General features: G+C 30.0%; 18 protein-coding genes, 2 tRNA genes and 1 other annotated feature. Of the genes, 15 read left to right on the top strand and 5 right to left on the bottom strand.

What is annotated here, in order from left to right:
- Positions 1-44: 44 nt before the first annotated feature.
- The 4 genes from H9661_RS17395 to gltX all read left to right on the top strand — a co-directional run bounded on the left by H9661_RS17395 (position 45) and on the right by gltX (position 5,996).
- A complete protein-coding gene (locus H9661_RS17395) occupies positions 45-2,042 on the top strand; it encodes a triple tyrosine motif-containing protein (RefSeq protein WP_191770033.1) in 1,998 nt (665 codons plus the stop codon).
- A 14-nt stretch (positions 2,043-2,056) separates the two neighbouring features.
- On the top strand, positions 2,057-2,752 hold the full coding sequence (locus H9661_RS17390) for a lytic transglycosylase domain-containing protein (protein ID WP_191770031.1): 696 nt from the start codon (positions 2,057-2,059) through the stop codon (positions 2,750-2,752).
- A 122-nt stretch (positions 2,753-2,874) separates the two neighbouring features.
- A complete protein-coding gene (locus tag H9661_RS17385) occupies positions 2,875-3,591 on the top strand; it encodes a pseudouridine synthase (RefSeq protein ID WP_143316817.1) in 717 nt (238 codons plus the stop codon).
- 498 nt (positions 3,592-4,089) lie between these two features.
- Positions 4,090-4,287, top strand: a binding site (T-box leader).
- Between the two features lie 53 nt (positions 4,288-4,340).
- Complete coding sequence (gene gltX, locus H9661_RS17380; protein WP_143316816.1) at positions 4,341-5,996, top strand: glutamate--tRNA ligase; 1,656 nt, start codon at positions 4,341-4,343, stop codon at positions 5,994-5,996.
- 145 nt (positions 5,997-6,141) lie between these two features.
- Here the strand turns inward: gltX and H9661_RS17375 are convergent, their stop codons facing one another.
- From H9661_RS17375 to H9661_RS17365, 3 genes are all read right to left on the bottom strand, one after another.
- Positions 6,142-7,800, bottom strand: coding sequence for a glutamine--tRNA ligase/YqeY domain fusion protein (locus H9661_RS17375; protein ID WP_191770030.1), 1,659 nt, complete (start codon positions 7,798-7,800; stop codon positions 6,142-6,144).
- A 171-nt stretch (positions 7,801-7,971) separates the two neighbouring features.
- Entirely contained in the window at positions 7,972-8,535 is a 564-nt protein-coding gene (locus tag H9661_RS17370; RefSeq protein WP_143316814.1) for a hypothetical protein, read from the bottom strand.
- Positions 8,536-8,601: 66 nt separating this feature from the next.
- Positions 8,602-9,027, bottom strand: a complete 426-nt coding sequence (locus tag H9661_RS17365) for a DUF3887 domain-containing protein (protein WP_143316813.1) — start codon at positions 9,025-9,027, stop codon at positions 8,602-8,604.
- Positions 9,028-9,198: 171 nt separating this feature from the next.
- Between H9661_RS17365 and H9661_RS17360 the strand changes: the two genes are divergently transcribed.
- The 4 genes from H9661_RS17360 to H9661_RS17345 all read left to right on the top strand — a co-directional run bounded on the left by H9661_RS17360 (position 9,199) and on the right by H9661_RS17345 (position 15,446).
- Entirely contained in the window at positions 9,199-9,876 is a 678-nt protein-coding gene (locus H9661_RS17360; protein WP_143316812.1) for a DUF554 domain-containing protein, read from the top strand.
- Between the two features lie 72 nt (positions 9,877-9,948).
- Complete coding sequence (locus tag H9661_RS17355; protein ID WP_191770029.1) at positions 9,949-13,158, top strand: UvrD-helicase domain-containing protein; 3,210 nt, start codon at positions 9,949-9,951, stop codon at positions 13,156-13,158.
- 24 nt (positions 13,159-13,182) lie between these two features.
- Entirely contained in the window at positions 13,183-15,174 is a 1,992-nt protein-coding gene (gene ligA / locus H9661_RS17350; protein ID WP_191770028.1) for an NAD-dependent DNA ligase LigA, read from the top strand.
- 2 nt (positions 15,175-15,176) lie between these two features.
- Positions 15,177-15,446 carry a hypothetical protein gene (locus H9661_RS17345; RefSeq protein ID WP_143316809.1) on the top strand — a complete coding sequence of 90 codons (270 nt, stop codon included), beginning with the start codon at positions 15,177-15,179 and terminating at the stop codon, positions 15,444-15,446.
- A 73-nt stretch (positions 15,447-15,519) separates the two neighbouring features.
- Here H9661_RS17345 and H9661_RS17340 read toward each other — a convergent pair whose 3' ends face one another.
- The gene (locus H9661_RS17340) at positions 15,520-15,804 is read right to left on the bottom strand and encodes a hypothetical protein (RefSeq protein WP_143316808.1); all 285 of its coding nucleotides are present in this window, start codon (positions 15,802-15,804) and stop codon (positions 15,520-15,522) included.
- Positions 15,805-15,943: 139 nt separating this feature from the next.
- Between H9661_RS17340 and H9661_RS17335 the strand changes: the two genes are divergently transcribed.
- Positions 15,944-17,407 carry an ABC transporter substrate-binding protein gene (locus H9661_RS17335; RefSeq protein ID WP_143316807.1) on the top strand — a complete coding sequence of 488 codons (1,464 nt, stop codon included), beginning with the start codon at positions 15,944-15,946 and terminating at the stop codon, positions 17,405-17,407.
- A gap of 47 nt (positions 17,408-17,454) precedes the next feature.
- Here the strand turns inward: H9661_RS17335 and H9661_RS17330 are convergent, their stop codons facing one another.
- Positions 17,455-18,966 (bottom strand): hypothetical protein, encoded by a 1,512-nt coding sequence (locus H9661_RS17330; protein WP_143316806.1) that lies wholly within the window; start codon positions 18,964-18,966, stop codon positions 17,455-17,457.
- Positions 18,967-19,057: 91 nt separating this feature from the next.
- Between H9661_RS17330 and H9661_RS17325 the strand changes: the two genes are divergently transcribed.
- From H9661_RS17325 to H9661_RS17300, 6 genes are all read left to right on the top strand, one after another.
- Positions 19,058-20,035, top strand: coding sequence for an AIR synthase family protein (locus tag H9661_RS17325; protein WP_143316805.1), 978 nt, complete (start codon positions 19,058-19,060; stop codon positions 20,033-20,035).
- A 22-nt stretch (positions 20,036-20,057) separates the two neighbouring features.
- Positions 20,058-20,807, top strand: coding sequence for a ribonuclease PH (gene rph / locus H9661_RS17320; RefSeq protein ID WP_143316804.1), 750 nt, complete (start codon positions 20,058-20,060; stop codon positions 20,805-20,807).
- A 2-nt stretch (positions 20,808-20,809) separates the two neighbouring features.
- A complete protein-coding gene (locus H9661_RS17315; protein WP_191770027.1) occupies positions 20,810-21,421 on the top strand; it encodes an XTP/dITP diphosphatase in 612 nt (203 codons plus the stop codon).
- A gap of 22 nt (positions 21,422-21,443) precedes the next feature.
- The gene (locus tag H9661_RS17310) at positions 21,444-21,926 is read left to right on the top strand and encodes a metallophosphoesterase (RefSeq protein ID WP_191770026.1); all 483 of its coding nucleotides are present in this window, start codon (positions 21,444-21,446) and stop codon (positions 21,924-21,926) included.
- A gap of 179 nt (positions 21,927-22,105) precedes the next feature.
- Positions 22,106-22,181: transfer RNA gene (locus H9661_RS17305), tRNA-Pro, on the top strand.
- A 5-nt stretch (positions 22,182-22,186) separates the two neighbouring features.
- Positions 22,187-22,257: transfer RNA gene (locus tag H9661_RS17300), tRNA-Gly, on the top strand.
- Positions 22,258-22,259: the final 2 nt, after the last annotated feature.

Raw genomic sequence — 22,259 nt, 5'->3', positions numbered from 1 at the left:
ATATGGTAAAATAGAGAGTATCAAGAATGAAGAGGTGATACTATATGGTTGAACAAGGAATAAAATTTGATAAAGATAGTCCTGGAACAATTAAAGATGAGATTAATATAAAAGCAGATTTTAAAAAGGATAATCTTCAATACAAATTTATTATAGGTAGTGGTGGTATATGGAATACTATTCAGGATTTTTCTGATAAAACTACTTGTATATGGAGGCCTACAGAAGAAGGCAAATACATGGTAATGGTTCAAGCTAAGGAAATAGATTCCGCAAAACCATATGATTTATTAGCTAAGGAAAAGTATATTGTAGGTAATGAGAAGAAAACAAAGCTTATTAAAAATATAACTTTAGATAATGCTAGTGTTATGGTAGGAGAGAAAGTTAATATTAATGTAGAAAGCAATGAAAAGATTTTATATAGATTTTGGATACAAGGAAAACAAGATTGGGAGTTAATTAGAGATTATAATTTAGATAATGCACTTATTTATACAGCAACCAAAGAAGGTAGACAGGAAATATTAGTTGAATGCAAAAAGATAGATTCTAAAGAAAACTTTGATGAATTTATGACTGTAAGGTTTGATGTTTTGCCTCATATTAAAATAGAAATATCTGATTTTAAATGTTTAACAGATAATTTGTTAATAAATGAAGATTTAACTTTTAAGGTAGAAGCTAATCTAGGTGATAAGAGAAGCTTGTTATATAAGTTTGTTAAAATAAATAGTGATGGGAAAACTACTTGCATTCAAGATTATTCATCAAGGAAAATAGTAACATATCAGGAGAGTGAAGCTGGAAGTTATAAGTTATTATGTATGGTTAGAGATATACTTTCAAATAAGGATTATGATGATAGAGCCTTGATATTATATGATGTAAAACCTTATAACAAAGTTAAGATTAAGAAATTCACTTCACATGTTAATTCACCTCAAGTTAATGGAAGTTCCATATTTTTAAAGGCTGATGCTAGGGGGGGGAATGAATTAGTATATCGTTATATAGTAAATGGTCCTATAGCAGAGGATACAGGATATATAAGAAGAAATGAATTTTTATGGGAAACAAAAAAAGAAGGAGAATATGATATTACTCTGTATGTGAAAGATGTTTCTTTTGAAGGTGACTATGAAGCTAAAGAAAGTATTATGTTTACTATAGATAAAAAGGCGGAAAAACCTGCAAAAATAGTTGATGTAATATTAGATTCGAAAAAAGTTGTTTTAGTAGGGCAGCCTGTAAATATAAAAGTAATGGCAGAAGGAGAAATAAATCTTCAATATTCTTTTATTGTATACAAAGATAATGTAGAAACTGAGAGAATTGATTTTGGAACAGCTAATTGGTCAAACTTTACCCCAGAAGAAAAAGGGGATTATGAAATTGAAATAAGAGTAAAAAATAAATTTTCTACTATGGAGTACGATAGTCATACTTTTGTTTATTTAACTGCCAAAGAATATCTTCCAGGAGAAATCGATTATGTATTGTTTCCACAAAAAGATGTTCATTTAGTTGGCGAAATAATTGAAATTGAAACTGTAACGGAAAATACTAAAAGTGTCTTATTAAGGTATGTAACGAAAATTAATGGACATCTAGTTGAAGATACTGACTTTATAGAAAATAAAAAAATTCAAATCAAACCTAAATGTGCGGGAAAATATGTTTTTGAAGTTTATGCAAAAAACGTAAAGTGCGAAAAAGAGTTTGATAGTAAAAAAGAATTAACTTTTTATGTATCTGAAGCAAGTCCAGTTACAGGGACTAAAGTTATTTGTGAAAAAGACGATATTGAGATTAATAAAGAAGTTACATTTAAAGCTATTAGTAATGGCGGAAAAGATGTATGTTATGAATTTTATATTATGGAAAAAGGCAATTGGGTAAAGGTGCAAGAATATAGCAAGAAACACTATTATACATTTATTCCATTTGTTAAAGGAGAATATAGGGTAATGGTTTTTGCAAAGAGCTATTATAGAAAAGTAAAATATGAAGACTATGGAGAATTTACATTTAATATATAGTTTAGGAGGAGTATATGAGTATTAAGGTAGATGATGCAAATAAAGCAGCACAGCAGTTAATGGGTATGAACATGATGCAAGATGTATTAAAAAAGTCTGTTGGAGATGGAATGGAGTTTGAAATAATTTATCAAGCTTTATTAGATTATATGAATAAAACAGAAGCTGGAGGCAAATTAGGTAGCACTGTTAATAGTGGTAAAGGCAAGAATCTTGAAGCTATGGAGATGTTGCTGGGTAATGGACTTAGCTATAATCAGAATACAAGCAGGTTAATGTCAAAATCTTCTACATCAACAAGTGCAGATATGAATAAAATTTACTCTATTGTAGATAAATATTCTAAACAATATGGGGTGGATTCCAATTTAATTTTGTCAATTATTAAGTCTGAATCAGATTTTGATAGTACTTCAACATCATCGGTTGGAGCTAAGGGCTTAATGCAGTTAATGCCTGAAAATTATGAATCGAAAGGTATTACTAATCCATACGATCCAGATCAAAACATTAAAGGTGGAGTTCAGTTATTGAAAGAATACTTAAATATGTATGGCGGAAATACTGAAATGGCAGTAGCAGCGTATAATGCAGGGCCAGGAACTCTTCAAAGAAGAGGTGTAACATCTTCTTCTGATTTATATAAATTACCTAAAGAAACTCAAAATTATGTACCTAAGGTTATGTCATATTATAAAAATGGAATATAAAATAAAGGATAGGTTTTGGACAAGCCTATCCTTTATTTTTTGCTTTCATAAGGATTTTACATTGTGAATTATATGCTTACTGGGTATAATAAAATTAGTTTTAAAGTATTGGAGTTGTTTAAATGGAAAGATTAGATAAAGTAATATCAAATCTAGGATATGGAAGTAGAAAAGAAGTTAAAATTATGGCAAAGAAAGGACTTATTGAGGTTGACGGCGTTATTGTAAAGGATAATGGAATGGCAGTTGATCCAGAAAAGTCAATGATTAAAATAAATGGAGAAGAAATTACATATAGAAAATATATTTATCTAATTATGAATAAGCCAGATGGGGTAATATCTGCAACTTGTGATAATAGAGAAGAAACTGTAATAGATCTTCTTGAAGTTGAGCATCAAGTATTCGAACCATTTCCAGTAGGAAGGCTCGATAAGGATACTGTTGGACTTTTGCTACTAACAAATGATGGTGAATTAAATCATAGATTATTATCCCCTAAATGGCATGTTGATAAGGTTTATTTTGCAAAAATAGATAAGAAAGTTACAGAAGATGATGTAGAAGCATTTAGAAAAGGAATAACGTTAGATGATGGATATGTATGCAAGGAGGCAAAATTAGAAATATTATCAGCAACAGAAGAAGGATCAGAGGTTTACGTAACTATTCAAGAAGGAAAGTTCCATCAAGTTAAAAGAATGTTTGAGGCTGTGGATAAAAAAGTAGTATATTTACAAAGAATCAAGTTCGGAGGGATAGAATTAGATACTGATTTAGAAGAAGGCGAATATAGAGAGTTAACAGAAGATGAATTGGCGATATTAAAGTTAAATTAACGAATGAAATAGAAAAATGCAGGAATATCATTCATTATATGAAGTGAGTTAAATTTTTTTTACAAAATCTCTTGCATTTTAATTAACAATAACATATAATATTCTATGCAAGGATAAATAAAAGGAATAAATAGCCCCCTTTTTATTTATTGCTTATTGCTAAAACGCAACCTGGCCCCAAGGGTTGCGTTTTTTTTATTTGTTAAAAAAAATCATATGTAATCATTAACATTATTTAGAATGTTAATAAAATAATGTTATTTAATGAAAAATCTTAATTTAAATAAGTCTTTGGAGAGATTACACCGGTGAGAAACAGATGTTTTTGATATAAAAACAGTATCCTTCATAATCTACAATATACTTGCAAAAGTGAAAAAGAAAAATGAATTATATCTTGCAAAAATTATATAAAAATGAATTTTATAAATGTAGTTAATCTGTTTACAATATTATTTTCAACAGTTATAATTAAGAAGGATTTGTAAATAATATATTGTATAGGCAGAGAAGAAGAAGAGTATACAGTACTAGGTTTTAAAGAGAGTTTTGGATTTTGGTGGAACCAAGGTAAATTTAGCTGTAGAAGGAAGCTTTGGAGTCGTTATGGGATAATCCCCTTAAAGATAAGAGTGGAATGATTTAGTCATTCAATTTTAGGTGGTACCACGGAGGTAATATTCTTTCGTCCTATTGTTAGGATGGAAGATTTTTTTTATTTTATATTAAAACAAAGGAAAGGTGATAATATGAGTTTTGAAAAATTAGCAGATATTCTGTTTCCAAGTATAGAAAAGACACCAGAATATTATTTAGAAAAGTATCCAAAAAGAAATCTAAAGGAAGGTGCAGTTGTTTGCAGATATGCCCCAAGCCCTACTGGATTTCAACATATAGGTGGAGTTTTTGCTGCATTAATTAATGAAAGAGTAGCAAGTCAAAGTGAAGGAGTATTTTTCTTAAGAATAGAAGATACTGATCAGAAGAGAGAAGTAAAAGGTGCTATAGTTGATACTATTGAAACTATGAAGAATTTTGGTATGAACTTTAATGAAGGAGCTACAGGAGAAGAAACTGAAGTAGGTAATTATGGTCCATACAGACAAAGTTTAAGAAAAGAAATATATTCAACCTTTGCTAAAGATTTAGTGAAAAAAGGGTTAGCATACCCTTGCTTCTGTACTGCAGAAGAATTAAATGCAACCAGAGAAAAGCAAATGGCTGAAAAGGTTACTCCAGGATATCATGGAGAATATGCTACTTGTAGAAATATAAGTGCTGAAGATGCTATTAAGAGGATAGAGAATGGTGAAAGTTATATAATAAGATTAAAATCACCAGGAAATCCTGAAAATAGAGTGGAATTCCATGATCTTATAAAGGGAGATACTTCATTCCCAGAAAATAATCAGGATATAGTAATAATTAAATCTGATGGTCTTCCAACTTATCATTTTGCTCATGCAATTGATGATGCTTTAATGAGAACTACTCATGTTATAAGAGGAGAAGAATGGCTATCGTCACTTCCAATACATGTACAATTATTTGATGTGTTAGGATTTGATAGACCAAACTATGCTCATATTCCAACAATAATGAAAAATGACAATGGGTCAAAGAGAAAACTTTCAAAGAGAAAGGATGCTGAAGCTGCAGTATCTTACTATAAAGAAGTTGGGTATCCAACAGAATCAGTTATTGAATACTTATTAAATATAATTAATTCAAGTTATGAGGATTGGAGAAGCGAAAATCCAGATGCGGATTATCATGAATTCCCTGTAGCTTTAGATAAGATGAGTAAGAGTGGAGCATTATTTGATATAGTTAAACTAAATGATGTTAGCAAAGATGTTATTTCTAAGTTCAAGGCAGATAAAGTATATAACGACTATACAAATTGGGCTAAAGAATTTGATAAAGAAATGTTTGAACTTGTTACAGCCAAAGAAGATATGTCAAAAGAAATGTTCAACATAGATAAAGAAGGACCAAAACCAAGAAAAGACTTTGCTAAATGGGATGAAGTTAAGGAGAAGATATTCTACTTCTTTGATGAATTGTTCTATAATGAAACAGAAGAAAATATAGAATTACCTAAAACTTTATCATTAGAAGTAGCAAAAGAAGTTATAAAAACTTATGCTAAAGAATTTAACTTTAATGCAGGAAGCCAAGAAGCTTGGTTCGATGACTTAAAAGCTATTGGACTAAACTTAGGATACTGTGCAAATAGAAAAGAATATAAAGCAAATCCTGAAAACTACAAAGGTATGATTTCAGATGTAGCTGGAGCTGTAAGAGCTGCTTTATCTCACAGAGCTAATACACCTGATCTTTATACTATAATGCAAATTATGGGAGAAGAAAAAGTTAGAGAAAGATTCGAAAAATTTCTTTAAAATCTAGCTTAACCCGCATTATATAAGCATATTCTTAAGAATATGAGAATATTACCATAAATATTCTCTAGAATATAAGAATATATATTCTTTAGATTTAAAAAATAAAGAGGTATCTCAAATTATATGAGATACCTCTTTGTTTTTATCCTATTTTAAATGAACTCTTTAGTGAAACTATTCTATTAAACACAAGATTATCTTCTGTTGTATCTTTTGGATCTACATTGAAGTAACCGTGTCTAAACAATTGATATTTCTCTCCAATTGCAGCACCTTTTACAGATGGCTCAATAAATCCTTTAAGAACAGTTAAAGAGTTTGGATTTATTTGTTCTAGGAAGTGTTTTCCTTCATTTTCTTCAATATCATCAAGGATTAAAGGTTCGTATAATCTAAATTCAGCAGGAATAGCTGAGTTTACATCTACCCAGTGAATGGTTCCTTTAACTTTTCTTCCAGTAAATCCACTACCGCTCTTAGTTTCTGGATCATAAGTACAGTGAAGTTCAATCACATTACCATTTTCATCTTTAATAACTTCGTTACATTTTATAAAGTACGCACCTTTAAGTCTTACTTCGTTTCCAGGAAATAGCCTAAAGTATTTTTTGGCAGGTATTTCCATGAAGTCTTCTCTTTCAACATAAATTTCTCTTGAGAAAGCTACTTGTCTAGTACCAGCAGATTCATCTTGAGGATTATTTTCTATTTCTAACATTTCAGTTTGACCTTCAGGGTAATTAGTAATAACAACCTTTAAAGGATCTATTACTGCCATAGCTCTTAAAGCTTTTGGATTAAGATCTTCTCTTATGAAGTATTCAAGCATTTGTTCATCAACAACAGAAGCTGCTTTTGCAACACCAATTGCTTGGCAGAAGTTTCTTATAGATTCTGGAGTGTATCCTTTCCTTCTAAGACCTGCTATAGTAGGCATTCTTGGATCATCCCATCCATCAACAATTCCTTCATCAACTAAAAGTTTAAGTTTTCTCTTACTCATAACTGTATTAGTTATATTTAATCTTGCAAATTCATATTGTCTTGGAACACTTTCAGTTTCACATTCTTGTATTATCCAATCATAAAAAGGTCTATGATCAGCAAATTCTAAAGTACAGATTGAATGAGTTACTCCTTCAATAGCATCTTCTATAGGATGTGCAAAATCATACATTGGGTATATACACCATTTATCTCCTGTGTTGTGGTGAGTAGTGTGAGCGATTCTATAAATTACAGGATCTCTCATGTTTATGTTAGGAGAAGCCATATCTATTTTAGCTCTTAAAACTTTTTCTCCATCTTTAAATTCACCATTTTTCATTCTTTCAAAAAGGTCTAAGTTTTCTTCGACAGATCTATTTCTGTAAGGACTATCTTTTCCAGGAGAAGTTAATGTTCCTCTATATTCTTTCATTTCTTCTGGAGTTAGGTCACATACATAAGCTTTTTCTTTCTTTATTAAAAGAACTGCTTTTTCATACATCGTATCAAAATAGTTTGATGCAAATAAAAGATTGCTCCACTTAAAACCTAACCATTCTACATCTTGTTTTATAGATTGAACATATTCAGTATCTTCTTTTACTGGATTAGTGTCATCAAATCTTAAATTCGTTTTTCCCTTAAACTCTTCAGCTAATTGGAAATTCAAACAAATTGATTTAGCATGACCTATATGTAAGTAGCCGTTAGGTTCTGGCGGGAAACGAGTAATTACTTCCTTCACGTTTCCTTTTTCTAAATCTTCAATAATTATATTTCTAATAAAATTAGATGAGTTTATTTCGTTTGCCATCTTATTCATCCTCTCTTAGGTAGTATCAAAATTAATTAGCATTTACCTTTAATTCTAATCTAATATGAGAAAAAAATAAAGTAACTATTAAATTTTATGAAAAAAATAGTATTGATATAAAATAATGAGAGAATATACTCATATTTTATATCAATACTAAGAAAATATTAATTAGAAAGCAATAGGTGAAAGGTTATTAACTATTGTGCTAATTTCATTAGTTGATCCTTGAAATATAATTTCTTTATTGTCAATATGCACCAAGTCTGTTGGTCTTGTCAATTCGGGAAGCTTTGGACTATCCCAAATACTGCTTTTAATCAGTAATTCTGTTACAAATTGTGAACAAAAATAATGGCGGCTTCTTTTCCAAGGCTTGTCCAACAAAACTGCAAATAGACCGAGAAAATTATATTTGTATTTTATATCTGAATAATAATATTTATTAAGTTCATCAATTAATGTATCCAATTGGTCTTTTGAAACTGGTATTTTATATATCAGACTTTCGCATGATGATGACTTTTTATATACTCCATCATGTAGATTTTCAATAGTTAATCCAGCATAAAAAGGATTATTAGGATTTAATCTACCAAAGGTATACATGTTGTCGAAATTAGAATCCAAACTTAAGGCTACATGAGTATATTCACTATTTGTAATAACTTTTATTGAGCGTGAAAGCCAAGTGCCTGTTCTTGAAAAAACTAGATATATATTAGATTTTTCCATAAACAAAATCCTCCTTATATAGTACTGAATAAACATATTATATACTATTAATAGATAAATGCAATGCTAATTATTAATAATTGCTGAATCGAAATACAATTGATAGATTTTATGTTCTTTATCATCTTTCTTGAAGGTTATTGATATAGAAACTGTATCTTGTGAATTAGAATATTTAGCATCATATATCAAAGATATATATCCATTTCTCTCTTCTCCATCATAATAGGTTAATGATTCAAATGTACCAATCTTGTTCATAATATTAGTGGTTTCACTTTGAAATGTTGCCAAGTTATAGGATTCCTTCAAATCATCACTTAAATAAGAAGAAAATTTATCATAGTCTAATTCGTTCATAGATGTAAGTGCAGAAGTGAGAGTTTCATCTGAATAATTACTTACACTATTATAATCAACTTTATTGACGCACCCCGTAAGAACAAAAATCACTGTAAAAATAGTTATAAAATATAGAAGACTTTTTTTCATCTACTCACTCCAATCATAATGGTATTTATAAATTTTAGAAATGTTTGTACTATGTCTTTAACTAGAATAAATCAGTCTAGTTAAGTTGTTTCATCTAATGTTAACATAATTTTCGCTAGGGATAAATATATGCTAAAATAAAGATTAAAAGAAATTTATGGAGGGCTATTAATGTTAGGGACTATAGTAAATTGTGTAACTATATTTATTGGGTGCATTGTTGGATTATTTATAAAAGGTAAAATAACAACTAAAATTAGTAATACTATAATGAATGGGCTGGCGTTATGTGTTTTGTACATAGGGATATCAGGGGCATTAAAGGGCGAGGATACTATTCAAATGATAATATGTGTTGCTGTAGGAGCATTAATTGGAGAGATAATTGATATAGATAAGAGACTAATTAAATTAGGAGATTACTTTGAGAAAAAGGTTAAGAAAAAAAGTGATACAGTATCAGTATCAGAAGGATTTGTAACAGCAAGTTTACTATTTTGTATAGGGGCTATGGCTGTGGTTGGATCCTTAGAAAGTGGATTAAAAGGAGATAACACAACACTTTTGGCTAAATCTGTACTGGATGGAATTTCTTCTTTGATATTTTCTTCAACTTTAGGAATTGGAGTTATGTTATCAGTTTTAAGTGTACTTATATATCAAGGAGTAATAACTTTGGCGGCGGGATTGTTATCAGGAATATTAAGTACTGTGGTAATTTCTAATATGTCTGCTGTTGGGAGCCTTTTAATTATAGGGCTTGGGTTAAATATGCTTGAAGTTACAAAAATAAAAGTAGCGAATCTATTACCAGCTATATTTATTCCTATCATTTTTGGATTATTTTAAGTAGAAGATTATAATATAAATGAGTATTAGAGTGTGCTATAATGTTTTAGTATTTAGAGAGGAGGAAATGATTTGGATTTAAAATCATTACTTAATAAAGAACAATATGAAGGTGCTATTACTGTAGACGGACAAGTATTAATACTTGCTGGAGCAGGCTCAGGTAAAACAAGAGTATTAACTTATAGAATGGCTCATATGATAGAGGACCTAGGTATACCTCCTTACAAAATTTTAGCTATAACTTTTACAAACAAAGCAGCTAAAGAAATGAAGGATAGGGTTAAAAAACTCGTTGGAGAAAAGGCAGAGGATATGTGGATATCTACATTTCACTCAACATGTGTAAGAATATTAAGAAGAGAAATAGAACATTTAGGATATAGAAGTAGCTTTACAATATATGATACTTCAGATCAAAAAACTCTTTTAACAGAATGTATGAAAGCTCTTAATATAAATGATAAAGATATCACTCAAAGAGAGATTATGGGTAAGATAGGTAGAGCAAAAGATAAGATGCAAAGTCCAGAAAGTTTTAAAAGAGAATTTGAAAGCAATTTTAGAGAGAATAAGATAGCAGATGTTTATTTAATGTACCAAAAAAGGCTTAAAGAGAATAATGCTATGGATTTTGATGATTTAATATTTAAGACTGTGGAATTACTTAAAAAGAATCCAGATGTATTAGAATTTTATCAAAGAAAGTTCCAATACATTATGGTAGATGAATACCAAGATACAAATGGTGCACAATATGAATTGGTTAAGCTTCTAGCAAATAAGAATAAGAATATTTGCGTTGTTGGAGATGATGATCAATGTCTTGTTGAAGGAACTATCATAAATAGAGAAAATGGCGCAGTAAAAATAGAAGACATAAATAATGGAGATAAAGTACAGTCATTATTAGGGAATGGAGAATATGGCTTTAAAGAGGTATCAAGCGTATCTAAGAAAGAATATAGTGGAAACATAATTAAAGTTATTACTGATAGTGGAAAAGTTATTAAAGGGACACCGAATCACTTAACTTTTAGTAGATTTAGCAATGAAGAAAACTTATTTTATGTCTATTTGATGCATAAAAAAGGTTCTGGATATATAGTAGGTAAAACTCCTTCAGTTTTAAATGTGGGCGGAGAAGTAGTTAATGGTTTAAATGTAACACTTATAGATAACAATGGAGATAAGATATGGGTACTTAAAGTATGTGAAACAGAAAATGAAGCAACTAGTTATGAAGAGTATTATCTAAATGAATGCGGATCACTTGCTGATAATTCCGATGAGATAGAAATTTTAATGGATAGTGAGTATTTATATAAGGATTACCCTCATTATACAAGTTTGGATGTAGTTAATGTAAGGAAAGTTGATATAAGTTTCTTTAGTGGAAAAAAAGATAATGAAGGTAATTATTCTCACATAATTGAAGTTAATGATTCCAGTATATTAGCTTCAGATGTTATTAAGAGTGAACATTATACTTTTGATGAAACAGAAGAATTTAGTAAAAGTATAGTTAAGAGTAGTGATAATTTTCAAATAATAAAGAGAGCGAAATTAACAGAAGGCGAAAAGTTTCTATTCTTACCATTAGGTAGTGTTAAAAAAGGAATGGAGATTGTAACTGTTCATGATGGAAAAGTTATTAGCGAAGAAGTTACATCTGTAGTTGTTGAAGAATATAAGGGATTTGTTTATGACTTAAATGTGGAAGAAACCAGAAACTATATATCAAATGGTATAGCTGTTCACAATTGTATATATGCTTGGAGAGGTGCAGATATAAGCAATATACTAGATTTTGAAAAAGATTATCCAGAGGCTAAAGTTATTAAATTAGAGCAAAACTATAGATCTAAGGACAATATACTTCAAGCTGCTAATGTGGTTATTGCAAACAATGCAAGAAGAAAAGATAAGATGCTTAGACCTACTCAAGATGCAGGAAGTAAGATTAAGATTTATAGAGCTTTTGATGATAGATCAGAAGGAGATTTCGTTTCTAAGACTATAGCAGATTTAAAACATAGTGAAAATAGAAAAAATGATGATTTTGCAATCCTATATAGAACTAATGCTCAATCTCGTATATTTGAGGAAACCTTAAGAAGAAGAGGTATTGGATACAAAATCGTAGGTGGAACTAGATTCTATGATAGAAAAGAAATTAAAGACTTAATTTCTTACTTAAAGGTTATAGTAAATCCTCAAGATGATATAAGCTTAAGGAGAATAATAAATGTACCTAAAAGAAGTATAGGTGATGCAACTGTACAAAAGGTTCAAGATTTTGCAGGAGATTTTGAGCTGGATTTATGGGATGCTTTAAATGAAGCTCGCAATATATCTACATTAACTGCTAGAAATGCATCTTGTATTGAGAAGTTTACAGAGCTTATGGAAAACTTTATGGATTTAAAAGAAACAGTACCTCCATCAGTTTTAGTTGAAAGTATATTAAAGGATACTGGATATTTAGAAGAACTATCTAAATCAGATGAAATTGAAGATAAGAGTAGAATAGAAAACTTAAAGGAATTAGTATCTGATGCTGTGGATTTTGAAAAAAATAGCGAGGATAAGAGTTTGGAAGCTTACTTAGAAAAGATTTCTTTAGTTCAGGATACAGATAAACTTGAGGAAGAGGAAAATGGAGAAGGATCAGTAGTTCTTATGACTATTCATAGTGCAAAGGGATTAGAATTCCCAGTTGTATTTATGGTTGGTATGGAAAATGGAATATTCCCAAGTGTTACTGATATGGATAAAGAAGATCAAATGGAAGAAGCTAGAAGACTTTGCTACGTTGCAATAACTAGAGCCAAGGAAATATTATATATGACATCGGCTGAAGTAAGGAAAGTTTTTGGTAGAACAGTAAGCTACAGTCAATCTGACTTTATAGGTGAGATAAAGCCTGGATTAAAGGAATTTATAAATGAAAGAGGACTTACAAGTCCATCATCATCAAAAGCTAATGGAACTAATAACTCTCGTTTTAATCCTCATAGTTTAAGGGGAAATATGTATTCGTCAAGAGCTACAGCAAGTTCAGGGTTAACAAGTGCCCTTGATGGAACTTCTAAACCTAGCACTTCAAATGTAAATAGTGGAGAAATTACTATGGGTAGAAAAGTTAAACATGAGAAATTTGGAATAGGGACAGTAGTTTCTATAGCGCCATCAGGAAATGATAAGAAGCTTACTATTGCATTTGATAAGCAAGGTGTGAAAGTATTATTATTATCACTAGCAAAGCTAGAAGTATTATAAGTATTTTGGAGAGGAAGCTACGTTATGGATAATAAGGAAAGAATAAAAGAATTAGTAGAAGAATTAAATAGATATTCATATGAATATTATGCTTTAGATAATCCTACAGTTACCGATAAGGAATATGATAAAAAATATGATGAGCTTAGAAAATTAGAAATAGAAGAAGATTATATATTACCTTATTCTCCAACTTTAAGAGTTGGAGATATGGTATTAGAGGGATTTAGTAAATATACTCATAAAGGAAGACTTTGGAGTATGGATAAAGCTCAAAGTGTTGATGAACTTAGAGATTGGCACAATAGAAATAAGAAGTTTGTTGAAGATATGAGATCAAGAGGAGAGAATCTACCTGATTTAAAATATGTATTAACGAAGAAGTTCGATGGACTTACTGTTAACTTAACATATGATGAAGAAGGAATACTTGTAACAGGTGCAACAAGAGGTACAGGAAGTGTTGGAGAAAATGTAACAGCTCAAGTTAAAACTATAAAATCAATTCCATTAAAGATTGATTCAAGTGATTTGTTAGAAGTACATGGTGAAGCTGTAATGACTACAGAAGCCTTTAATAAATATAATGAAACAGCGGTAGTTCCGCTAAAGAACTTAAGAAATGGCGCAGCTGGAGCTTTAAGAAACTTAAATGTTAAAGAAACAGCTAATAGAAATCTATCTGCATTTTTCTATGATGTAGGATATAAAGAAGGTTATAAGTTTAAGACATATCTAGAAATGATGGATTTTATCAAAGAAAAAGGGCTTCCGGTAGATGATTATATGAAAGTTTGTACATCTATTGAAGAAATAGAAAAAGAAATTGAATATATAAGAGATATAAGATTTGATTTGAATTATGATATAGATGGTCTTGTTATAGCTATTGATGATATTAGAACTAGAGAACTCTTAGGATATACTGTAAAGTTTCCTAAGTGGGCTATAGCATATAAATTTGAGGCGCAGGAAACTACAACTACTCTTTTGGATGTAGAATGGAATGTGGGAAGAAGTGGAAGAGTTGCGCCAACGGCACTGTTAGATCCTGTAGAACTAGCTGGTGTTACTGTTAAAAGAGCTACACTTAACAATATGGATGATATAGCTAGAAAAGGAGTAAAGATAGGAGCAGAGGTTTTCGTTAGAAGATCTAATGATGTTATTCCGGAAATAATGGGGGTTGTTGAAGAAAGTTTAGAAGGAGCAAGAGAAATAACTCCACCTAAGGTCTGTCCTAGTTGTGGGGGGCATATAGTATTAGATGGTGCACATTATTTCTGTGAAAATACTTTGTCTTGCAAGCCGCAATTAGTTAAAACTATAGTTCATTATGGATCAAGGGAAGCTATGAATATAGAAGGTTTTTCAGAAAAAACAGCTGAACAACTATTTGAAAAGTTAAATATAAAATCAATTTCTGATTTATATAAGCTAAGCAAAGAAGAGTTGTTAACCTTAGATAAGTTTGGTGAAAAGAAAGCACAAAATCTTTTAGATTCTATAGAAAAAAGTAAGAATTGTGAATTACATTCATTTATATATGCACTAAGTATACCTAATGTTGGAGTAAAGACGGCAAAGGATTTAGTTAATACATTTAAATCTATTGAAGGATTAAAAAAGGCTGAATTTGAAGAATTAGTACAGGTTTCAGATGTAGGAGATATAGTTGCAAAATGTGTGATGGAATTCTTTAGAGAAGAGAAGGTTTTAAGTACTATAGATGAACTTTTAAATCTTGGAGTAAATCCTAAATATGAGGAAATAAGTATAGTAGAAAGTGTATTCGAAGGGAAAACTGTGGTTGTAACAGGTACTTTAAAAAATTACACAAGAGGAAGTATAAAAGAAAAACTAGAATTATTAGGAGCTAAGGTGTCAGGAAGCGTTAGTAAAAAAACTGATTATGTACTTGCAGGAGAAGAAGCTGGATCTAAGCTTACAAAAGCTATTGATTTAGGGGTTAAGGTCATATCTGAGGACGAATTTGAAGAAATGATGGGTGAGTAATTATGAAGAAATTTATTAATGTTATGACAATTACAGCTGCTAGCATAACTAGTGTATTAATAATGTGTACAATTTTAACTTCATATCAATTTATTTATATAGGGCAATTATTTTACTCCTATATGCCAATACAAATAGGAGTAGCGACAACTATGATTTTTTTAGCTGCTAGGTTTTGGCTAAATGAAAATGGAATTAAAAAAATTGGATACACGGCACTAAGTTTATCTATTAGTATTATATTATTGCTATCTATTAGTATAATTAAGTAATTAGGTTTAAATATATTTTTATTTTGTATAAAAAGTCACAGGTAAGAGAAATACCTGTGACTTTTGTGCGTTTTTACTGCATATTTTTAATATTATTTAGACTAGATACATTTTCTTCTTCATTTATATCAAAAAAATCTATATTATCATTATTTAATGAATCGCTCTTTATTTGAGAATCGTGATTTATGTTTCCTAGGTTATCTAACTTGTGGTAAATTTTTTCTAATAAAAATGTTTTATATTTTAAATGATGGAAAGCTTTCAAGGTTGCTACAAATAACCAAATGCCTATAAACATAAATACTATCATGAAAGTTATACCAACAATACATGTTGCACCAAGTAAAAAAGACATAATATTACCTCCTAAAAATTATAAATATATTATATCATACAAAAATAATACATACTAATTAGAATAATTTTTTATAAGTGATTATCTCAGAGGAGTAGTGGATATAATTGTAAAGACTAAAGAAAAAGGAGAGTGTTTAATGAAGAAATTTATTATACCTCTAATACTAGTAATTGGATTAATTATTTTTTTGTTAAGCTTTATTGAGGTAGGTAATACAAAAAAAAATCAAAGCAATAACTCTATGATTTTTGCAGTTACTAATTTACCTGAATCTTTAGATAAAGTAACAAATTTGTCTAAAGAGGATGAAAATTTAATTTGTGCAACAAGCAAGGGCTTGGTGAGTTTAGATAAAGAAGGAAAAGTTATACCTTCATTAGCTAAGGAAATCAATGTTAAGGATAATGGAATAGAATATGAATTTGTATTAAATGATAATATATTTTGGAGTAATGGAGATTCAATAACAGCAAAAGATATAAGAGAATATTTTAAGGGATTAATAAAGATAGAAGATGAACAAAATATAAGATCGTTATTAGATGTATATGGAGCAAATTCGTTTAAAAAGGGAGAAGGAACATTTGAAAAAGGTGTTGCAATAACAGCTAATGAAAAAAGTATAACAATTCGATTAAACAAAAAAAACGATAATTTTTTAATAGATCTGACTAAACCTCAATATAGAATTAGGAAGTATTTGCCCCTTTGGGCAAACATTAAAAATTCCTATAAGGATATTGTCTATTCTGGTCAATATTCCATTAAAAATATTGACCAGAATAAGATAGAACTAGAGGAAAATCAAAAAGAAGATGGCAAGGGAAAAAATATTACTCTTGTCAAAGATGATAATGTAGAACTATCCATGGCATCTTATGAAATCGGTGAAAGAGATTTGATATTTAATCCTCCTATAAATCAATTAGAGAGATTAAAGAATGAAAATAAGTTGTTTTCATATTCGTCAAATGACGGTATATACTTATCTATTCAAAACTTGGATAAAGGTACATCAGTGGCATATAGGAAAGAACTATTTAAAATGATATACAGTGCTACAGATAGTTTTACCAACGAGAATTCTCAGGTGGCAGAACCTGCTGAAGGCAGTTATTTTAGAGAAGATAAAGAAAACTTAGAGAAAATTCAAAGTAGAAAAGTTAGTATAAACAATGCACAAGAAATTACAAAACCTAAAGTGCTGACGCTTCTGGGGGAAGATACAGAAACTATTAGAAATTATTGCAGGTATTTAGCTGATTGGTTCAAAGAAAAAGAGAATATTCAGCTTAAATATTATTTGATCAATAAAAAAGACATAGAAGAATTAAAAGTTAGAGATAAATATGACATGGTTTTAATAAATTGTATAGAAGATAATAAGAATATAAGTGGGCTGTATGAGCAGTTTCGTTATTTATGTAATGAAGAGGAAAAAAGTTATTTAATTAATCCAGCAGGTGCAGAAGTAAAGTTTTTTGATTCATATAGAATATTACCAATAATGTTTGTGAAAAATAATGTTGTTGTATCAAATAAAATATCAAATGTAAATTTTGATGGAAATGAAAATATAGAGTTTTCAAGTATAAACTGATAAAACTATAGATGTCATTAGAAACATCTATAGTTTTATCAGTTATTTTAAGAATTTTCTTCACTATTTTCATTATTTTCCTTAGAAATATCATCAGAAGTTATGTTATCAGAGTCTGGTGTTGTTTTTGTTTCTGATGGAGGCTCGTTAGAGACAGATACAAAATTCATTTCGTTTATAATATCATCCATGAAGTAATGTATAAACACGTAAAATATTAGTAAGTTTCTGAAGCTGTCAAATACATCTTTGGGACGAGCAAAGGAATCCTTTTTTTTGGAGTAGACTATATTTTTTGCAAATAATGGAGCTAAGCCAGAACTTTCTGGAGAAGGCATGTTAGGCATTCTAAATGAAGTTTCATCTAACATATCATTGGAACGTAGAGAGAGTCCCCTATAGCGTTCAGTTTCATCCAAGGTTGGAGCTTCTGGCCAACTGTAAACTAACCCAGAGGAAATAAAATATTTTTTATATAAATTAGAAATCATATTTCTATATTCGTATATATTATCTTCTTCTTTTGAACGAACAAAGATAAATAAAAAGTAAAAAGTTATTTCTAAAGAAGAATACTTTATTTCTTTTTTTTCTGAAAGTTTAATAAAGATTCCTTTTTCATCATTATATAAGCTTTTAAGTTTTTCAAAAATTTCATCACTTTTTTCTTTAAATGATACTATTTCCGTATGTTTAAATGAATCCATCAAGGATAGCGCAAATAAAGCAGTGCTGTCTAATGAATCTATATAATAATTTTTTTCATCGAATTTATTAATTAAGAAATCACTTAGGTCTATAATTAAAGACTTGCAATTCTCATTTTTGGACAAATTGTAGAAGATGTTAAATGATAATAAAACTTTGCAACCATCTTCAAAGGAAAGGGTATATAGTATATCTTTAAAATTCAAAAACATTTCAAGGATTTGTAAGGCGAAATTTTTATAGTCATTACTAGAAGGGTCATCGGGATAATTATTGGAATATTGATAATATGCATTCATCATAAAAGCTTGGTCTACAAAGCTAAATTTTTTATTCCTATCGAGAAGATTATATCCTTTTGCGTTTCCATCTGAAATATTTTTTTTCTCTATAAAGACACCTTCCGAATTTCTTAAGTTTTCATAATAAAATTCTAATTGCTCTTTTGCTAAATAGGAGTAAGCATCCTTTAAAGATTCTACATTCCTTTCGCTTTTTGAATAATTGGAATAATAACGACTTAAATCTAATAATGACAGAGTCATTAGTGCGTTTGTACTTGGAGAAACATCTTTTTTAAAAGATGATTCATCAAATCCGTGAGAACTTTTATTGTGAACAAACACTGGAGAGCTTTTTTTGTATAAGCATATTAGTGGAGAAAAACCATTTAATATGCTAATATTATTTGTATGAGAAGATTTTTTAGAAGCTCTAAAAGAAGATAAAATTCCACATTTAGAGTTAAGTACAATAGTCTTTATAGCTTCCCTAGATAAGTAAAAAAGTTGCCCTTCTATATCTTTTTCGGAAAGACTATTCATTCTAAAAAATGGTCCTATATATCTCAAAATATTCACCTCATATTTATTGTTCTTATTAATTAATATGAGATGTAGTGATAAATAGTGCATAAAATCAAAATTAAAGGAGATTTTTTTAGTGAAGGAAGGAAAACTAAATTTTGATGATTTGAGAGAAATGATTCAAAAAAACAAAGGAGTAAAGAGGGAAGAAGTAATTGTAAGAAATGATGTTGGTGAAGATTGTTCAGTAATAGATTTTAAAAATTCCTGTGGTATCTTTTCAACTGATCCTATAACTGGAGCAACAGAAAATGTAGGAAAGCTTGCAGTTCATATAAATTGTAATGATATAGCATCTTCAGGAGGAACTCCAATTGCAATATTGGTAACAATATTGGCTCCTATAACATCAAGTTTACAGGAGATAAATAAGATTATGAGTGAAATTAGCGAAGAGTCGGCTAAGTTAGGACTAGAAATTATTGGGGGACATACGGAAGTAACGTCGGCAGTAAATAAAATAGTGGTATCTGTAACTGCCATAGGGAGAAGTGAAAAAAATAATATTGTTAAAACGGCAGGAGCTACAATAGGGGACGATATCATCGTAACTAAAGATATTGCACTAGAAGGAACAGCTATACTGGCTAATGATTATGAAGAAAGATGCAAAAAAATATTAAGCTCTGATGAATTTGAAGAAGCTAAATTGCTTATAGATAAAATAAGTGTCCTTAAAGAAGGTATTATTGCTACAAGAATTGGAGTGAATTCTATGCATGATATAACTGAAGGCGGCCTTTTAGGAGCTTTATTTGAGGTGGCCGCAGCTTCAAATACAGGGTTTATAGTATATGAGGATAAAATACCAGTTAAAGAAAGCACAAAAAAAATTGCTAAAGAATTCTCAATAGATCCATTGAGACTAATATCTTCAGGATGTATGTTAATAACAACCGATAAGGGGAAAGAATTAGTTGATGCTTTAAGAAAAGAAGGAATAAAAGCATCAATCGTAGGAAAAGTTACAAGGAGTAAAGGTATTTTGGTTTCAAATGGAGTAGAATTAGTAGTAAAAGAACCAAAAAGAGATGAGCTTTTCAATATAAAATAAATTTAAAGGTGGCTATATTATTATGAGAATAGATGGAAGAAAGAAAGATCAAATAAGACATATTAATATGACAAGGCATTATACAAAATATGCAGAAGGATCAGTATATATTGAGGTAGGTGACACAAAAGTACTTTGTAATGTATCTGTTGAAGAAAAAGCACCTCCATTCTTAAAAGGAACTGGGGAAGGCTGGATTACAGCAGAGTATAATATGTTACCAAGAGCAACAGGTAATAGAAAAGTTAGAGATATTGCTAGGTTAAAAGTTGATGGGAGATCAATGGAGATACAAAGGCTTATAGGAAGAGCATTGAGATCAGTAGTTGATTTAAAAGCATTAGGGGAAAGGACTCTTTGGGTAGATTGTGACGTAATACAGGCTGATGGTGGTACTAGAACTACATCTATATCAGGAGCTTTTGTAGCTATGGTAGATGCCATAAATAAGCTTCATAGAACAAAACCTTTTAAAGTTTATCCTATAAGAAATTTTGTTGCTGCAACGAGTGTAGGGATAGTTGATAACGAAAAGTTGCTTGATTTATGCTATGAAGAAGATTCAAAGGCTAAGGTGGATATGAATTTAATTATGACTGATGAAGGTAGTTTTGTAGAATTACAAGGAACAGGTGAAGAAAGTCCATTTAGTAGAACTGAATTAGACGAATTATTAAATTTAGGAGAAAAGGGTATAAAACAGATGATACAAGCACAAAAAGATGTTTTGAAAATGGATTCCCTTTGGATCGGAACTGGAGGAAATAAGTAGGTATGCAAAAGATAATAGTTGCAAGTAATAATTTACACAAGATAAGTGAAATAAAAAAGCTGTTAGAGGGTTTAGAATTTGAGGTTAAATCATTAAAAGATGAAAATATCTTTGTTAAAGTTGTAGAAGATGGAAAAACTTTTGAGGAAAATGCTAAGAAGAAAGCTTCAGAAATAGCTAAATTTTTAAAGCAACGTGGAGAGGAGCAGTTTATAGTTTTAGCAGATGATTCTGGAATAGCGGTTGACTATTTAAATGGTGCTCCAGGGATTTATTCAGCTAGGTATTCTGGAGAACATGGAAATGATGCTGCTAATAATAAAAAGCTCTTAGAAGGGCTTAGAGGGGTTCCTAGAGAGAAAAGAGGTGCTAGGTTTATCTGTGCTATAGCACTAATAGATAGTGAAGATACTTATACAGCTGTAAAGGGAGAAGTTCAAGGGAAAATAATGGAGGATCTATCTGGAAACGGAGGATTTGGATATGATCCATTATTTTACTATGAGCCATTAAAAAAGACTTTTAGTGAATTATCGTCAGAAGAGAAGAATGAAATAAGTCATAGAGGAATAGCCTTCAAAATGCTGAAAGAAAGATTATCTAGATATATATAATTACATTATAGGAGGTAGCATTTTGAGAATAGCAGTAGTTAGTGATACACATAGAATGAAAAATTATATTGAAGTTATAAAAAAGCATATTAAAGGGGCTGATATATTAATACACTTAGGAGACAATATAGAAGATGTAAAGGAATTAAGTAGAGGATTTGAAGGCGAAATCTATGCAGTTAAAGGTAATTGTGATTTTTCTAATTTATATCCTTCAGAACAAATCTTAGATATTTGTGGAAAAAGAATTTTTATAACTCATGGTCATAACTATGGGGTAAAAAGTTCATTTAATAATATTTTTTATAAAGCTAAAGAAATAGGTGCAGATATAGCTCTTTTTGGGCATACTCATGAAAATATAATTTTTACTGAAGAAGGAATTACATTTATGAATCCTGGAAGTGCAGCTTTGCCAAGAGGTAAGGGGAGATATATTGGATTTATAGATGTGGATAGCAATGAAGAATATGAAATTTATTTTAAGGAATTAGATGACGTATAATAATAAAAATATAATATATGGGAAATGGATGGCTGAACAAAAAGTGTAATTATTCTTAATTAGCTTCAAAATTCTCCTATTTTCATGGTTGTTTATTTTTCTTTCTAAAAAGGTATTGACGGATTAATTATCATATTGTAGAATAGTCATTGTCGTTGTGAGATACAGCGAATGACGAACGGGGTGTGGCGCAGATGGTAGCGCGCATGGTTTGGGACCATGAGGTCGCAGGTTCGAGACCTGTCACCCCGACCAGATAAGCGGGTATCGTATATCGGTAATACTCCAGCCTTCCAAGCTGGAAAGGTGGGTTCGATTCCCACTACCCGCTCC

It is taken from the genome of Clostridium cibarium, from assembly GCF_014836335.1.
Classification (GTDB): Bacteria; Bacillota; Clostridia; order Clostridiales; family Clostridiaceae; genus Clostridium; species Clostridium cibarium.
Note: the sequence above shows the minus strand (reverse complement) of the source record. Positions and strands in the feature narration are given on the sequence as shown.

Excerpts from the sequence above, each read along its gene's own strand:
- ligA (WP_191770028.1), top strand. The coding sequence starts at position 13,183 with ATGGATAATAAGGAAAGAATAAAAGAATTAGTAGAAGAATTAAATAGA.
- rph (WP_143316804.1), top strand. The coding sequence starts at position 20,058 with ATGAGAATAGATGGAAGAAAGAAAGATCAAATAAGACATATTAATATG.
- gltX (WP_143316816.1), top strand. The coding sequence starts at position 4,341 with ATGAGTTTTGAAAAATTAGCAGATATTCTGTTTCCAAGTATAGAAAAG.
- H9661_RS17375 (WP_191770030.1), bottom strand. The coding sequence starts at position 7,800 with ATGGCAAACGAAATAAACTCATCTAATTTTATTAGAAATATAATTATT.
- H9661_RS17390 (WP_191770031.1), top strand. The coding sequence starts at position 2,057 with ATGAGTATTAAGGTAGATGATGCAAATAAAGCAGCACAGCAGTTAATG.
- H9661_RS17345 (WP_143316809.1), top strand. The coding sequence starts at position 15,177 with ATGAAGAAATTTATTAATGTTATGACAATTACAGCTGCTAGCATAACT.
- H9661_RS17385 (WP_143316817.1), top strand. The coding sequence starts at position 2,875 with ATGGAAAGATTAGATAAAGTAATATCAAATCTAGGATATGGAAGTAGA.
- H9661_RS17335 (WP_143316807.1), top strand. The coding sequence starts at position 15,944 with ATGAAGAAATTTATTATACCTCTAATACTAGTAATTGGATTAATTATT.
- H9661_RS17395 (WP_191770033.1), top strand. The coding sequence starts at position 45 with ATGGTTGAACAAGGAATAAAATTTGATAAAGATAGTCCTGGAACAATT.
- H9661_RS17340 (WP_143316808.1), bottom strand. The coding sequence starts at position 15,804 with ATGTCTTTTTTACTTGGTGCAACATGTATTGTTGGTATAACTTTCATG.
- H9661_RS17370 (WP_143316814.1), bottom strand. The coding sequence starts at position 8,535 with ATGGAAAAATCTAATATATATCTAGTTTTTTCAAGAACAGGCACTTGG.
- H9661_RS17360 (WP_143316812.1), top strand. The coding sequence starts at position 9,199 with ATGTTAGGGACTATAGTAAATTGTGTAACTATATTTATTGGGTGCATT.
- H9661_RS17365 (WP_143316813.1), bottom strand. The coding sequence starts at position 9,027 with ATGAAAAAAAGTCTTCTATATTTTATAACTATTTTTACAGTGATTTTT.
- H9661_RS17315 (WP_191770027.1), top strand. The coding sequence starts at position 20,810 with ATGCAAAAGATAATAGTTGCAAGTAATAATTTACACAAGATAAGTGAA.